Origin of the sequence: Methanosphaerula subterraneus, assembly GCF_052055875.1 — an archaeon.
In the GTDB taxonomy this organism is placed as follows: Archaea; Halobacteriota; Methanomicrobia; order Methanomicrobiales; family Methanospirillaceae; genus Methanosphaerula; species Methanosphaerula subterraneus.
This window is the reverse complement of sequence record NZ_CP170508.1, coordinates 2,184,859-2,199,924: the sequence shown is the minus strand read 5'-3', so window position 1 is coordinate 2,199,924 and position 15,066 is coordinate 2,184,859. Positions and strand designations below refer to the sequence as shown.

The following is a 15,066-nucleotide window of genomic DNA, read 5'->3' as shown; positions in this document are numbered from 1 at the left end:
CTGATGGGTTCTTTTTGGTATTAAAACGTAAAATTCCTTCTGATAGGGAGGTCAGGACCGGGTCTGAACCCCGGCGCTGCCGTCGTCACGCCGGGTGTGACCGCCCGAGCAGGTAGCCGCCGAAGATGATCACCCAGAGCAGGACCGGGTAGGCCACCCACCGTTCCACTCCGCCGATACCCAAGGCGGCCATCGGGCTCGACATCCCGAGGACGTAGAAGGCGACGAGGTTGGCCAGGGCGACCGCACCCAGGATCACCGAGATATAACAGAGCGGCGACCGTTCCACCCAGGAGGCGGCGATAGCCGATATACCACCGGCGACGAAGGTGAGCAGGGCGAAGAGTGCGTGGACCGTGCCGTAACTCCCGTTGAAGATCCCGACACCCAGGACACCGATGTCGAGGAGGGCGAGCGGGATCGTGACGACCCGGTCCTCCAGGGCCCGGTGAAGGCTCAGGGAAGCCCCGATGGTCAGCAGCCCGAGCAATGTCATCGCGACGTTGAAGATGGTGGCTGAAGGCTCAAGGATGATGCTCTCCGGCGGTTCCGTGCCACCCAGGTCACTGATCTGGTTCTGCGACGTGCTGTACCCGGGATAGAGGGCTTCGGCGGTGATGATGCCAAGGAAGGCCACCATGCCGCCGATCAGCAGAAGCGAGCCGGCAATGGCAAGGTACTGCGGAGAGAGGAGAATCCATCGAGATCAGCCATATGATCCAGAAGGGGCTTTGGGCGTATTTATTCGTTCTTATATGAAGAAGAGGGATGGGGAGATGGGCTGCAGGGGGTGATGAGGAGGGACTGGTCCAGGACCGGACGGTCGTCGAAGATCCTCAGGTGCTTTCAATCGATGATGAACCGCTTCAGAGAGATGGGCCGGACTCCGAGCAGGTTCAGCCCGAGTGCGAGCAGGTACACAGCAGCCAGTCTCGACCCCCCAAACCGCTCGAACCGCCGGGGGGAACTCTGGATCACCCGGTCGATCTGGACGAGTCTTCCCAGGGGTCTGACCGCCCGGCAGAGCTCGATATCCTCACAGTAGGGGACCAGTGGGAACCCGCCGGCCCGGACAAAGACCTCCCGGTCGACAAAGATCCCAAAGTCCCCAAAGAAGGTCTGAAGACGACCTGCGAGCAGGTTCACCGGCTGACGGCCGACCGCCTCCGGCCCCTCCAACCCGGCGAAACTCTGCAGGAACGCCCCGCCGACGATCCCGGGATGGGCGCAGGCCTGCTCGATCGCCGCCAGCGAGTCCGGTGGGATCACGCAGTCGACATGAAGAAAGAGGAGGATCGTCCCCTGTGCCGCGGCAGCGCCGGCGTTCATCTGAATGCTCCGCCCCCGGGACGCCTGGAGTATCGTCACCGGCGCAGGAAAGCCATGTGTACACGCATTCAGAATGACACGAGTATCGTCTGTACTCCCCCCGTCGACGACGATCACCTCGAAGTCTCCGTCCTGGCCGGCCAGGTGGTCGAAGAACGTCCGAACCATCCGCTCTTCATTCAATACCGGGGTGATGATCGAGATGAGGGGCATCGATGGTCCTGCCTGAAACCGAATCAATCAGAGAGCCCAAGGTATTTATCCCTGATCTGCCACTCTCCGCGTAATGACATTCGAGTTTCGACGATGGATGATCACCGGGACCGGCATCCTCCTGCTGGGAGCGGCCTGGTTGGGGTTCTGGCTGGGGCCTGCCCTCCCGCTGTACCTGGCCGAACCCCGGTGGGCACACAACTTTGCGTTCGCACTGATCTTTATCACGGTCGGCATCGCCTCCCTGCGTCCATCGGTCCTGACCGGAACCGGGGCGGTCATCGCCTCGTTCATCACCATTCCGACGGAGCTCGCGTTCTGGTCGGGGATGACCGCGACCGCGATCGAAGGGGTCCTCCTCGTCCTGGTCGTCGGAGCTGCAACGATCGAATGGTGGAAGAAGGGACCGCTGATCGTCCCCGGGCCACGGGCAGGGTTCTGGTTGAAGACCCATCTGCCCCTCCTCTCCGCCCTCGGCATCGCCCACATGCCCTTCATCTTCTTCCTGTCCAGGTGGGTGAACGGCGTCCCGTACCTCCAGTATCTCCCCATCGAACACGAGTACTCGACCACGATCTTCAATGCGATGCTGCTGGTGCTGGTGGGAATCGCGATCATCGAACAGTATGCGAAGAACGTCGGAAGGTTCAGCATTCAGCGAGCAGGGTTCTTCTGGTCTGTGCTGATGCTCCTCATCCCGCTCGCCTCGATCGGGATCCTCGGATCGTGATGTCCATGAACTCCCATCACGCATCAGAGGACCGTCCCGCCGGCGCCTGTACAGGGACCGTCGCTGCCGGCGGGTGTCTGCACCCGGATCATCAGGAGGTGGTCCGGTACTATGAGAAGAACCTCGTCTACTCAATCCAGATCGAGTCGTGCCTCGCCTGTACGCAGGGCTGTCGGTACTGTTACGCGGCAGGGGCGGATGCCCCGTCGACCGAACTCTCCGCAAGATCGATCAGACGGGTGATCGCCGGGGCGGCCGGGATCGGTGTCCGGGCGATCGACTGGCTCGGTGGCGACCCGCTGCTCAGAGAGGACTGGGCTGCCCTGGCAGGGGTGGCAGAGGAAAACGGGCTCGTCAACAACATCTGGACAAGCGGGATCCCGCTGGCCGATCCGGAGACGGCCAGGGAGGTGGCGGCCATGACCTCTGGCGGGTTCGTCAGTGTCCACCTCGACAGTCTGAACAGAGCGATCTACGGGACGCTCCACACCGGGGACCCGGGGCCAAAGATCCAGGCGATCCTCGACGGCGTTGAGAACCTGCTCGCGGCCGGCAAGAGGCCAGAGCAGATGATCAACTGCATCACCTTCACCAGCCCGCTCGCCGGGGAGGACCTGGAAGCGACCATCCGGTTCTTCTCGGCGAAGGGGATACGGACCTGTCTGACGCAGATCTGCATGACCGGTCTTGGCAGAGAGCATCCCGAATGGGTCCCGGCCCGGGAGGAGGTCGGGCAAGCCGTCAGGCTGCGCGACCAGGTCGACTACCCCGGCTCTGACCTCTCGATGAGCACGATGGATGTGAACAAATACTACTGCGGCGGAATGGTCTGTGTCACCGTAGAGGGTGAGGTGACCCCGTGCTCGGTGATCAGGCAGGGATATGGAAATGTGAACGACCGGCCGCTTGAGGAGATCATCAACAGTCACCAGAGCGATCTCCTCTTCCTTCCCCTCAGGAACGAGAGCGATACCCGGCGCTGCAGCACCTGCAGGAACCACCAGGTCTGCTGGGGGTGCCGGGCGACGGCCTACTTCACCACCGGTGACCTGATGGCCGACGACCCGAACTGTCCGGGGATGGAGGACCTGGTCTGATGACAGGGAGAGCACTCGATCTGAGCATCGCCGACATCAGTGAGGCGTATGCCGGCCCCATCGGTGCACTCTGGGAACTGCTGATGGGGGAGGAGATCCATGTCGGCGGTGCCGGGGAGACCGACCGGCTGGCAGCCCTGGCAGGAGTCAAGGCCGGCGATCACCTCCTCGACATCTGCAGCGCCCTCGGGGGGCCGGCCCGCCACCTTGCGGCCGGGTACGGGTGCCGGGTCATCGGGGTGGACGCGACGGCGGCCATGGTCAGAGAGGCGGAGAGGAGGACCGAGAAGGCCGGCCTCGTCGACCGGGTCTCCTTCCGGCTTGGGAACGCCCTGGACCTGCCGTTCCGGGGATCGACGTTCGACATCGTCTGGGGCCAGGACGCCTGGTGCTATGTGACCGACCGGGAGCGGTTGATCAGCGAGGCCGGCCGGGTGGCGAAGCCCGGCGGGATACTGGCCTTCACCGACTGGGTCGAGACGGGGAGGATGACGGATGGCGAGCGGGAGGCACTGCTCTCGTTCATGCTCTTCCCCACCCTCGAGACCCCCGGGAGATACGACGCCCTGCTCGCCCGGCACGGGTGGGAGGTGACCGGGTACGAGAACCTCGACCAGGAGTTCGCCCTCGCCCTGGGGCGGTACCGGGAGCTGGTGACCGGGGATCTGCGGGCGATGATCATCGAACAGATCGGACAGGAGATGTACACGGTGGCGCTGCAGGGGATCGCAGGCTGGGAGCAGGCGGCCCATGAAGGAAAGGTCGGGCGGGGGCGATGGATCGCACGGAAGGCCGGCCCCTGATCTCCGTCCGACGGGCCATCGCTGTCATGGCAAAGGAGCCGGCGCCGGGGAGGGTCAAGACCCGGCTCTGCCCCCCGCTCTCCCCCCGGGAGGCCGCAGATCTCTACGGGGCGTTCCTCACCGACACCCTCGCCCTGGTTGCGGGAACTGGCGTGAAGGGGTTCATCGCCTGCGATCCCGACAAGGCCGGAGCGTTCTTTAGAGACCGTGCACCTTCCGGGATGGCGTGCATCCCCCAGGGGTCCGGAGACCTGGGGACCCGCCTCGCCCGGGTCTCGAACCAGCTCTTCTCGTCGGGGTTTGAACAGGTGCTGATCGTCGCCAGCGACGTTCCCGGGATGGACCCGGAGCACCTTTCGCTCGCCTTCGCCTCCCTCGATCACGCCGACCTGGTGCTCGGCCCCTGCGACGACGGGGGGTACTACCTGATCGGGACCTGTGCTCATGTCCCGGCCCTCTTCGCCGGGATTCCCTGGAGCACCTCCGGTGTGCTCTCAAAGACCCTTGAGCAGGCGGAACGGGAGGGGATGATTACCGTCCTGCTCCCCTCCTGCCCCGACATCGACACCATGCAGGACCTCTCCCGCCTCGTCAGGGACCTGGAGGCGGGGGCGAGGGCCGGGGCGGGTGCCGGCACACCCCCGGCCTGTCCGGCGACCAGAGAGGCCCTCGCCGGCCTCGGGCTGGTCACCCGGTCAGAGCGACGCAACGACCGGCCAGGTGACCGGGACCGGTGATCCCGGGGGGTCCCGTCTCATCGGGCAGACGTTCGCCCCCTCCATCTGCCCCTGGGCCCAGGCATACCGTTCCCGGATCGTGGGCGGGAGGTGATGCTCATCGATCGGCGCAAACCCGTACCGGGCGTAGAACCCGGTGAGGTCCCGGACGGCGTACATAAAGAGGAGATCGCGCCCGCAGGCCTCGACAAGGGCCGACACCACGGCATGGGCATACCCGTGACCCCGGTGGACGACCGGTGTGAAGACGCCATCCACCTCGAGCCCGTCCGGATGACGCCGGCACCGGGCAAGGGAGACCACCTGGCCGTCCAGGAACGCTGCAAAGACCCGGTCCGTCCGGGGGTCGCCCTTCATCTGGTGGTAATCGACCCAGACCGCCTCTGCGATCGGGAACTCCGCAGAGGAGAGTTCCCGCACCGAAAGACCGGCGGTGTCCCGGACTCCGAGGGGTGCCGGCCCGGATGAGAGCGGGGCCGCAGGGGCGTCCTCACCCCCTTCGATCCGGTACCTCCCGGGCGGCACATGGACCACAAACCGTGCCCCGCTCCCCTCCGTCCCGACCTCCTCGATGGTGATCCCGGTCACCTCGAGGATCTGCCGGCAGATGAAGAGGCCGATCCCGGCGTGCTCCCCAGCATCGTACTCGAAGATCCGCCTCTTCTCGCCGGTCGAGACGCCCTGACCGTCGTCCTCCACCGAGAGGTCGAGCCCGTCACCGGTCTCCTGGTACCGGACAAGGACCTCGGTCACCGGGGTGGCGAACCGGAACGGGTTCCTGACCAGGTGGGCGAGGACGTCGACAAGGAGGGGGTCTGCAGAGAGCTCGAGCCGTTCGGCCCAGAACCGGACCCGGGCGGTGCCGGCATCTGCCGGCAGGTGAACGGACTCGAGTGTCCGCTGGACGTTCTGCCAGACCGGCGGGGAGGTCCCGAGGTTCTTGTAGGACTCGGTGAGGACGAGCTGTCGCGACACGGTCGCAGCGAGAGTCCGGATACGCCCAAAGTATGCCTGAACCCCGGCACCGCCGCCCTCTGCAGCCGCCTCGTCGACCGTCGCCCGGATCTCGTCGACGGTCCGCTGCAGGTGATCGGCTGAGATACGGGAGAGGAGGTTCAGTTTATCGTTGGCGGTCTTGACGGCCTGTTCGGCGCGGACGCGGGCCGTGATATCGAAGAAGGTGAGGATCACCCGGCCGCCGGGGAGGGAGGCGGCGGAGACCTTGACGATCAGGGGGGCGCCGTCGGGCAGGGAGAAGGTCGTCTCGGTCTCGTACACCGCTCCTTCCCGGGAGAGGCGGGAGAAGAAGGCCGACTCCTCCTCCGGCTCCCAGAACGCGGTGAGGGGGCCGCCCCGAACTGCCGAACGCTTCCTGCCGACGAGGGAGGCGGCCTTCCAGTTGACCTCCTCGACGACCCGCCCGGCCCCGGTGCCGGCGATCAGGAGGCTCCCCCCCTCCGAGTGATCGAAGAGCCCCCGGTAGAGGTCCTCCTGTTCATGGAGCCGGCGGGTGAGCCGGGCGACCAGCCACCCGATGATGATCAGCAGACCGACCCGGACCAGCGCCTCGACGAGCAGGCCAGACGACCCGCCGGCGGTCAGGAGGACCATCAGCAGGTAGACCCCTCCGATGGACCCGGCTGCGGCCGTCCCCCATCGCGGGAACCGGTAGGCGCCGATCACCACCGGGATGTACAGGAGGTGGGGGAGAACGGCCGTGATCCCGGCGGTCAGGCCAAGACCGTTCACCAGGAGCACTCCCATGGTGGTGACGAGGAGGGCGGCGTCCAGGAACCCATCAAGCCTCAGAACAGAGCGATTCACGGATTCCCCCGGCACCCAGTCTCTGCCGCCGGCCGGTACTCTCCCACCGATCCATCAACCCCGGGCACGTTCTCTCTGGTCATGGTATCATTCCCGGGATCACCCGGCATGTACTGATATCGGTTCGTTCTTCTCGACCGGTCCGGTCATCGCAGGAGATCAGATCTCCTTCTGCATCCAGACCGTGTCGAAGAACGCCCCCCACTTTTTGCCGGCGTTCTTGAACCGTCCCACTTCGGTGAACCCGGCGCGGGCGTGAAACCTGATACTCCCCTCGTTCTTCGAGGAGATACAGGCGAGGATGTTCTGGATCCCGGCCTTCCTCCCTTCCGCCTCCAGGTGCTCGAGCATCCGGCTGCCGATCCCCTGCCCGGTCCGGTCAGGGCTGATGAAGCAGGTGATCTCGGCGGTGTGCCGGAAGGCCGGCATCTGGTTGTGGGGCCGGAGCATCCCGAAGCCGACCAGGGTTCCCTGATCGTCGCGGACGGCGACCGAGGGGTATATCTTCAGATACGGAAGTAATCGTTCGAAGAATGCTGGGGAGACGGGGTCTTCAAGAAATGCCGCGTCGCTCTGCTCGATGTAGTGGTTGAAGATCCCGGTCAGGGCCGGGCCGTCGGTGGCTGTGATCGGGGTGAACTGGTAGGCTGGTTCTGCTGTCATACGCTCTGTGCTCTGTTGAAGATACGCGGGTAAAACCATTATGTCTCTGTCTCCGCACGACCCCCGTCAGGGGCCGGCCGGCGCTGCTTCTCGTCACGCCGGGTGTGATTGTCCGAGCAGGTAGCCCCCGAAGACGAGCAGCCAGAGCAGGAGCGGGTAGGCCACCCACCGCTCCATCCCGCCGATGCCGAGGAAGGCGAGCGGCCCTGACATCCCGAGGACCAGGTAGGTGACGAGGGTGATCAGGGAGATGGCACCCAGGATCACCGAGATGTAACAGAGCGGCGACCGTTCCACCCGGGCCGCCGCGATCGCCGACAGCCCGCCGGCGATGAAGGTGAGCAGGGCGAAGAGGGCGTGGGTGGTACCGAAACTTCCGTTGAAGACGCCGACACCGGTCAGACCGAGGCCGAGCAGGGCGAGCGGGATGGTGACCACCGGGTCGTCGTAGGCCCGGTGCAGGCAGACGGACGCCCCGAGGGTCAGCAGCCCGAGCAGCACCATCACGGCGTCGAAGATGGTGGCAGAGGGCTCGAGGATGATGCTCTCCGGGGGCTCGGTGCCGCCCAGATCACTGATCTGGTTCTGCGACGTGCTGTAGCCGGGGTACAGGGCCTCGGCGGTGATGATGCCGAGGAAGGCAATCATACCGCCGATCAGCAGCAACGAGCCGGCGATGGCGAGGTACTGCTGGAGCGTGGGGGATCCGTCGAGATCGGCCATAGCAATCAGAAGGTGCAGGGCGTATTTATTCGTTCTTCATTGAGGTGGGGGGGCGGCAGGGTGAAGGGGTGCTGTTTTGTGGCCGGCGGCCGGGACGATCAGAACTGCATCGGTTCGGGTGAGTACTGGTCGGCCACGATCAGCCAATGCTGCCCCTCTTTCACGAGGAAGAACATGTCCCTGCCCTGCATGGTCTGCTGCTGCCCTCCCATCACAAACGTGATGGAGAAGAGATACGTGACCACGGCACTCTTCCCGCCGGCATAGACCTGGATCCGATGATCGGTCTCCCTCCAATCAAGGATCTCTGCGGCCTCACAAAATCCCCGCCACCCGGCAACATAGGCATCCCGCCCTTCGAGCCTGCCGGGAGTCGTCGGGACGATGGCCACCACGTCGGGATGGAGGTGCTGCCTGAACTCGTCTTCATGCCACCCTTCGGTCCAGCACCGGTTCATCGCCTGGATGGTCGCGATCACGTCCTCATTGCGTTGTTGTATATCCATGATTGCACTCACCACCGATTGGGAAACGAACAGGGAAAAGGATGACGAATTCACCGTGCACGTGACCACTCTATAGTCGACGGCGGGCACGAATCGAAACCCCTTTCATCTCCACTACACAACCACCCACCTCATGATAGATCCCGTGAGGTGTTCTCTCTTCATCCTCCTTCTCCTGCTGATCATCCCGTCCGCCGCCCACGATCCCGGCACCCTCACCGTCTCCTTCCTCGACGTCGGCCAGGGGGACGCTATCCTTGTCCAGGCCCCGAACGACCGGGCGATGCTGATCGACGCCGGCGAAGCCTGGGCCGGCCCGACCGTCTCGGCCGACCTCGCCGCCGAAGGGATCGCCCGGCTCGACTATCTCGTCGCGACCCATGACGACGACGATCATATCGGCGGGATCCCCGAGGTTCTCCAGAACGTGACCGTCGACGAGTATGTGAGCAATGGTGTGCCGGCCGAGACCGATACGGCCACCGGGCTCCGGACCCTGCTGACCGATCGGCGGATCCCCACCCATGCGGCGACCGCCGGCGAGACGATCGCCCTCGACCCCGATAACCTGACCGTCTCGGTCCTGAACCCGCCGGCGAACCGGGGAACCGATCAGAACGAGAACTCGGTCGTGCTCAGGCTCGTCTTCGGCACCCAGTCCTTTCTGCTGACCGGCGACGCCGGAGCCGAGACCGAGGACCGGATGCTCGTCTCCGGTGAGCCGGTCGCCGCCACCGTTCTGAAGGTCGGGCATCACGGGAGCGGCACAGGGACGGGCACCCTGTTTGTTAACACCGTTAACCCGGAGGTCGCCGTCATCGAGACCGGCCGGTTCAACCTCTTCCACCACCCGAACCAGGCCGTCGTGAAGCGGCTGCAGGAGAGCGGGGCCGATGTCTACACAACAGCCGAGAGCGGGACGGTCCGGATCACGGCCACCCGCACGAGTTACCACCTGGAGACTGTCCAGGGGCCGGAGCTCCCGAGTACGATCCCCGGGTTCTCACTGCCGCCGACCGATCCGGACTTTGACGGCACCTTCGAGGACGTGAACGGCAACCAGCAGCGCGACTTTGCCGACGTGGTCGCAGTCTTCAACCAGATGGACTGGATCGAGGCGAACGAGCCGGTGACCCGGTTTGACTTCAACCGAAACGGCCATATGGACTTCGGGGATGTGGTCGACCTCTTCACCATCATCGACGAACCGATCATCACCCCGACACCGACGCCGACCACGTCACCCTCCCCCACGGTGACGACAGCACCGGACTACACGCTCGCGATCGCCGGCCTCGACCTGGCGAACGAGTGGGTCTCGGTCCGGAACACGGGCGAGGCATCGGTCGACCTCGCGGGCTGCACGATCTCGGATGTGGGCTCGGTGCATGTGTATACCTTCCCGATCATCGTGCTCGCGGCAGGGTCGACCGTGACCGTCCACACCGGCAGCGGCACGGACACCGCCACCGACCTCTTCTGGGGGCTCGGGTCGTCGGTCTGGAACAACGCCGGCGACACCGCCGCGTTGAAGAGACCGGACGAGAGCGTGATCTCTGTACTGATCCGGCCATGAGCGGTTCAGATCTTCTCTCTCCTCTCCATCGGCTTCCTGAACGGAAAGGGGGTGGTGCCGGCCGTCAGGGGGAATGTACACAATTCCTACTCATTAATATATGTGAGCGGTAGAAATGAACGTGATATAGTGATGGGAACCCTGCATGAACGTAAACAGTGACCCAGTCCCGGTCGATGAAGAACCGGCGGCGAGGTCTGATGCGATGCCGGAGTCGACCCGCCCCCGGGTCGACGAAACCTTCCCCATCATCGGCATCGGGGCGTCGGCCGGCGGACTCGAGGCCCTCGAGCAGTTCCTGAAGGGTGTGCCCCAGGAGAGCGGTATGGCCTTCGTGGTCGTCCAGCATCTCGACCCGACCCAGCCGGGGATGCTGCCCGAGCTGTTGCAGCGTGCCACCCCGATGCCGGTGATCCAGGTCACAGAGACCGTAGCGATCCAGCCCGACTCTGTCTACGTCATCCCGCCGGGCCATGACCTCTCCCTGCTCCACCGTAGTCTGCACCTGCTCGAACCGCACGCCCCCCGGGGGCTGCGTCTCCCGATCGACTTCTTCTTCCGTTCCCTGGCCGACGACCTGCAGGATAAGAGCATCGGCGTCATCCTGTCAGGGATGGGCTCAGACGGCACGATCGGCCTGCGGGCGATCAAGGAGAAGGCAGGGCTCGCGCTCGTCCAGGACCCCGCCTCCGCGAAGTTCGACGGCATGCCCCGGAGCGTCATCGACGGAGGGCTGGCCGACATCGTCGCACCGGCCGAAGACCTGCCAGGGAAGATCCTTGCCTTCGTCCGGCACCGGCCGATCATCACCGAGCCGGAGCCTCCGGTCGATCCCAGGAGAGGAGATGCCTTTGACAAGGTCGTCATCCTGCTTCGGGCCCGCACCGGGCATGACTTCTCCCTGTACAAGAAGAACACCGTGAACCGGCGGGTCGAACGACGGATGGCGATCCACCAGATAGACCGGATCACCGACTACGTCCGATTCCTGCAGGAGAACCCTCCTGAACTCGATCTGCTCTTCAAGGAACTCCTGATCGGTGTGACCGGCTTCTTCCGTGACCCTGCGGTCTGGGAGGCGCTCAGGGGCCGGATTATCCCCGACCTCATCGCGGCCTCGCCGGACGGCATGGTGCTCAGGGCCTGGGTGGCCGGCTGCTCGACCGGGGAGGAGGCATTCTCCCTCGCGATCGTCTTCCGGGAGGCCCTTGGAGAGACATCGCCGGCGAAGCAGTGCACCCTGCAGATCTACGCCACCGACCTTGATCGGGACGCCGTCGACCGGGCACGGACAGGGTACTATCCCGAGAACCTTGTGACCGATCTCTCGGAGGAGCGGCTGGACCGGTTCTTCGTCAAAGAGGGGAAGGGATACCAGGTCAGAAAGGAGATCAGGGAGATGGTGGTCTTTGCCCCGCAGAATGTGATCATGGACCCGCCGTTCACCAGGCTCGACATCCTGAGCTGCCGGAACCTGCTGATCTACCTGGAGCCTGAGATCCAGCGGAAACTGATCCCCCTCTTCCACTACGCCCTGAACCCGGGAGGCGTGCTGGTCCTCGGCACGGCCGAGTCCATCGGCGGCTTCACGGACCTCTTCTCGCCACTCGACTCCAAGCTCAGGCTGTACCGCCGGGTCATGACCCCTCTGCCGGCGGCACCGATCGAGTTCCCCACAGCGTTCTTCCCCCAGACCGGCACGGTCGATCAACGCCCGGCGCAGAGACCGACGATCAACCTGCAGTCACTGGCCGATCAGGTGATCCTGCAGCAGTATGCACCTGCAGCGGTGCTGACCAGCAATACCGGTGACATTCTCTATATCAACGGGCGGACCGGCCGGTTCCTCGAGCCTGCGGCCGGAAAGGCCAACTGGAACATCTTCGCCATGGCCCGCGACGGACTGCATGCCGAGCTGGGAGGGGCGTTCCGGCGGGCACTCAGGCAGGAGGAGCCGGTCGCCCTCCGGGGCGTCAGGATCGGGGTCGACGGCGGCATGGTGCATGCGGACGTCACGGTTCAGAAGCTCGCCAGGCCCGCTCCGCTGAAGGGGCTGATGCTGATCGTCCTGGCCGATGTCCCCCCCCCGCCCGAGGCGCCTGCCAGGGACCGGCACACGAGGCGCCACGAGGAGGTCCTGGAGCTGGAGGAGCGACTCCGGCGGAGCGAGGAGGACCTGCAGACCACACGCGAGGAGATGCAGTCCTCGCAGGAGGAGTTGAAGTCGACCAACGAGGAACTTCAGTCGACCAACGAAGAGCTCCAGTCGACCAACGAGGAGCTGACCACCTCCAGAGAGGAGATGCAGTCCCTCAATGAGGAACTCCAGACCGTCAACACCGAGCTGGAGAGCCGGGTCGCCGACCTCTCGCATGTGAACGACGACATGAAGAACCTGCTGAACAGCACCAACATCGCGACGGTCTTCCTCGACAACCGGCTCAATCTGCGATGGTACACGACCGGGATGACCAAACTGGTCAACCTGCTCCCCGGCGATGTGGGCCGGCCTGTCACGGATATCGCGTCCGACCTCTTCTACCAGGACCTGCTCAGGGACGCCGGAGAGGTGCTCCGGACCCTTGCCCCGGCGGAGACCGAGGTCACGGTCCGGGACGGGCACCGGTTCTCGGTGCGGATCACCCCCTACCGGACCCTCGAGAACCGGATCGACGGTGTGGTGATCACGTTCACGGATATCACGGCCTTCCGGGGGCTGGAGGAGGAACTCTCAGAAGCCCGCGCCTATGCCGAGGCGATCGTCGCGACGATACGGGAGCCGCTGCTCGTCCTCGACAGGGCGATGCACATCGTGTCGGGGAACCACTCATTCTTCGAGACGTTCCGGGTCTCACCTGGAGAGGTCGAGGGTCGCGAACTCTACACGCTCGGAGACGGCCAGTGGGACATCCCTGAACTCCGGCAGCTGCTGGAGAAGATCCTACCTGAAAACGCAGCCTTCGACGACCTGCGAGTCGCTCACGTCTTCCCGACGATCGGCCGGCGGATACTCCTGCTCAATGCCCGCCGGATCATCACCACAGGAGTGGACAAGGAGTTGATCCTGCTTGCTTTTGAGGACGTGACCGGTACACGGAGGGCAGACCGACCATGAAGCCGGAGAGCGAGGGATCACTGGGTACACGGTCCCCTGACGCAAGCAACCTCCGCCAGCAGGCCGAGGAGACGGTGAGAGCACACCCGGTCCTATCGGACGGATTGCTTTCGCGCGACGAGGCGCTCGGGCTGGTCCACGAACTGCAGGTGCACCAGATCGAACTGGAGATGCAGAACGAAGAACTGATGAAGACACGACAGGAGGCCGAGGTTCTGCGGGACCGGTTCATCGATCTCTACGACTTCGCCCCGGTCGGCTATGTCACCCTTGATGCGACGGGGAACATACTGGAGGTGAACCTGACCGGGTCCCTGCTGCTGTCGTCGGACCGGCCGTCCCTCATCGGCAGACGGTTCGGGGCGTTCCTCCACCCCGACTCCACCCCGCCCTTCACCCGGTTCTGCGACCGGGTGCGTCAGACCGGTACCACGGAGATCTGCGATCTGCAGCTGCTGGGACCGGCCCCGGACCGGAGATGGTATGCCCATCTGGAGGGAAGGGCCGAGCCGGCAGGGCCGAACGGCGACGGTCGGATCCGGCTGGCATTCAGCGATGTCACCGAGAGAGAGAGGGCGAACAAGGCCCTCACCGAGAGCGAACAGCACTTCCAGAGCCTCTTCGAGACGATGCTCCAGGGCGTGGTCTACCAGAACGCCGATGGCCGGATCGCCTCCATGAATCCGGCGGCCGAGCGGATCCTCGGGAAGAGTCGGACCGAGTTCACGAACCTGACCTCGGAGGATACCGAGCATCACACGATCCGGGAGGACGGCACGACGTTCCCCGGCCTGGAGCATCCGGCGATGGTGGCCCTCCGAACCGGACAGGAACTGGAGAATGTGGTGATGGGCGTGTACAATCCCCGGGAACAGGGGTACCGCTGGATCAGCATCGATGCCGTGCCCCTCTTCCGTCCGGGCGAGGCGGCGCCCTACCAGGTCTACACGATCTTCAATGATATCACTGAGCGCAAGAAGGCTGAAGGAGTGCTCAGGGAGTATGGAGAGAAACTGCAGGCGAGCAACGAGGAACTGCAGCTGTTCGCCTATGTCGCCTCCCACGACCTGCAGGAGCCGCTCAGGAGCGTCGTCAGCTTCAGCCAGCTCCTCGCCCAGCGATACCGGGGCCGGCTCGACGCGGACGCGGATGAGTATATCAGGTTCATCATCGAGGGCGGGAAGCGGATGCAGATGCTGATCCAGGACCTGCTCCAGCTCTCCCGGGTCGAGACGTCGGCCATGCCGCTGGTGCCGGCGGATACGCAGAGGATCGTGGCCGACGCACTCGGAACGATGAAGACCCTGATCCGTGAGGCAGGGGCGACCGTGACCGTGGAAGACCTGCCACCGGTCATGGCCGACGCAACCCAGCTCGAGCAGGTCTTCTCGAACCTCGTCGGAAACGCCCTGAAGTACCACCGGCCCGGCGTGCCTCCGGTGATCCGGATCTCGGCCGAGCGTATGGGGAAGTGCTGGCGTTTTGCCGTGGAAGACAATGGGATCGGGATCGCGCCCGAGTTCTTCGATCGCATCTTCGTGATCTTCCAGCGGCTCCACACCAGGAACGAGTACGAGGGGACCGGGATCGGACTCGCCATCGTCAAGAAGATCGTCGAACGACACGGCGGGCGGGTCCGGGTCGAGTCGACGCCCGGCGAGGGGAGCACGTTCTTCTTCACCCTGCCGGCGGTGTAGATCCCTCTGCTACGCTGTACAACCCAGAGCCATCTACCCCCGGACGACAGCAT

13 protein-coding genes are annotated in these 15,066 nt (G+C 64.7%); 7 read left to right on the top strand and 6 right to left on the bottom strand.

Annotation, left to right across the window (positions count from 1 at the left end; all coding sequences use genetic code 11):
* Positions 1-85: 85 nt before the first annotated feature.
* Together ACFKSJ_RS10750 and ACFKSJ_RS10745 are read right to left on the bottom strand one after the other, a co-directional pair.
* Positions 86-640: a DUF998 domain-containing protein gene (locus ACFKSJ_RS10750; RefSeq protein WP_440949797.1), complete on the bottom strand. Its 555-nt coding sequence runs from the start codon at positions 638-640 to the stop codon at positions 86-88.
* Between the two features lie 206 nt (positions 641-846).
* The gene (locus ACFKSJ_RS10745) at positions 847-1,542 is read right to left on the bottom strand and encodes a TIGR04283 family arsenosugar biosynthesis glycosyltransferase (RefSeq protein WP_440949796.1); all 696 of its coding nucleotides are present in this window, start codon (positions 1,540-1,542) and stop codon (positions 847-849) included.
* Positions 1,543-1,615: 73 nt separating this feature from the next.
* Between ACFKSJ_RS10745 and ACFKSJ_RS10740 the strand changes: the two genes are divergently transcribed.
* Genes ACFKSJ_RS10740 through ACFKSJ_RS10725 form a run of 4 tightly spaced genes read left to right on the top strand, consistent with a single transcriptional unit; the run spans position 1,616 to position 4,909 of the window.
* Positions 1,616-2,272 (top strand): hypothetical protein, encoded by a 657-nt coding sequence (locus ACFKSJ_RS10740; protein WP_440949795.1) that lies wholly within the window; start codon positions 1,616-1,618, stop codon positions 2,270-2,272.
* Positions 2,273-2,277: 5 nt separating this feature from the next.
* On the top strand, positions 2,278-3,369 hold the full coding sequence (locus ACFKSJ_RS10735; protein ID WP_440949794.1) for a radical SAM/SPASM domain-containing protein: 1,092 nt from the start codon (positions 2,278-2,280) through the stop codon (positions 3,367-3,369).
* Entirely contained in the window at positions 3,369-4,172 is an 804-nt protein-coding gene (locus ACFKSJ_RS10730) for a class I SAM-dependent methyltransferase (RefSeq protein WP_440949793.1), read from the top strand. The genes ACFKSJ_RS10735 and ACFKSJ_RS10730 overlap by 1 nt, the downstream gene beginning before the upstream one ends.
* Positions 4,145-4,909: a TIGR04282 family arsenosugar biosynthesis glycosyltransferase gene (locus ACFKSJ_RS10725; RefSeq protein WP_440949792.1), complete on the top strand. Its 765-nt coding sequence runs from the start codon at positions 4,145-4,147 to the stop codon at positions 4,907-4,909. The genes ACFKSJ_RS10730 and ACFKSJ_RS10725 overlap by 28 nt, the downstream gene beginning before the upstream one ends.
* Here the strand turns inward: ACFKSJ_RS10725 and ACFKSJ_RS10720 are convergent.
* The 4 genes from ACFKSJ_RS10720 to ACFKSJ_RS10705 form a co-directional block, all read right to left on the bottom strand.
* Positions 4,868-6,733 (bottom strand): GNAT family N-acetyltransferase, encoded by a 1,866-nt coding sequence (locus ACFKSJ_RS10720; protein ID WP_440949791.1) that lies wholly within the window; start codon positions 6,731-6,733, stop codon positions 4,868-4,870. The genes ACFKSJ_RS10725 and ACFKSJ_RS10720 overlap by 42 nt on opposite strands.
* 159 nt (positions 6,734-6,892) lie before the next feature.
* Positions 6,893-7,396 (bottom strand): N-acetyltransferase family protein, encoded by a 504-nt coding sequence (locus tag ACFKSJ_RS10715; RefSeq protein WP_440949790.1) that lies wholly within the window; start codon positions 7,394-7,396, stop codon positions 6,893-6,895.
* Between the two features lie 93 nt (positions 7,397-7,489).
* Positions 7,490-8,119 (bottom strand): DUF998 domain-containing protein, encoded by a 630-nt coding sequence (locus ACFKSJ_RS10710; protein ID WP_440949789.1) that lies wholly within the window; start codon positions 8,117-8,119, stop codon positions 7,490-7,492.
* Positions 8,120-8,217: 98 nt separating this feature from the next.
* Positions 8,218-8,625: a YybH family protein gene (locus tag ACFKSJ_RS10705; protein ID WP_440949788.1), complete on the bottom strand. Its 408-nt coding sequence runs from the start codon at positions 8,623-8,625 to the stop codon at positions 8,218-8,220.
* Positions 8,626-8,758: 133 nt separating this feature from the next.
* Here ACFKSJ_RS10705 and ACFKSJ_RS10700 point away from each other — a divergent pair, with 133 nt between their 5' ends.
* The 3 genes from ACFKSJ_RS10700 to ACFKSJ_RS10690 all read left to right on the top strand — a co-directional run bounded on the left by ACFKSJ_RS10700 (position 8,759) and on the right by ACFKSJ_RS10690 (position 15,013).
* Positions 8,759-10,201 carry a lamin tail domain-containing protein gene (locus tag ACFKSJ_RS10700; protein WP_440949787.1) on the top strand — a complete coding sequence of 481 codons (1,443 nt, stop codon included), beginning with the start codon at positions 8,759-8,761 and terminating at the stop codon, positions 10,199-10,201.
* Between the two features lie 145 nt (positions 10,202-10,346).
* Positions 10,347-13,316: a chemotaxis protein CheB gene (locus ACFKSJ_RS10695; protein WP_440949786.1), complete on the top strand. Its 2,970-nt coding sequence runs from the start codon at positions 10,347-10,349 to the stop codon at positions 13,314-13,316.
* Positions 13,313-15,013 carry a sensor histidine kinase gene (locus ACFKSJ_RS10690; RefSeq protein ID WP_440949785.1) on the top strand — a complete coding sequence of 567 codons (1,701 nt, stop codon included), beginning with the start codon at positions 13,313-13,315 and terminating at the stop codon, positions 15,011-15,013. The genes ACFKSJ_RS10695 and ACFKSJ_RS10690 overlap by 4 nt, the downstream gene beginning before the upstream one ends.
* Positions 15,014-15,066: the final 53 nt, after the last annotated feature.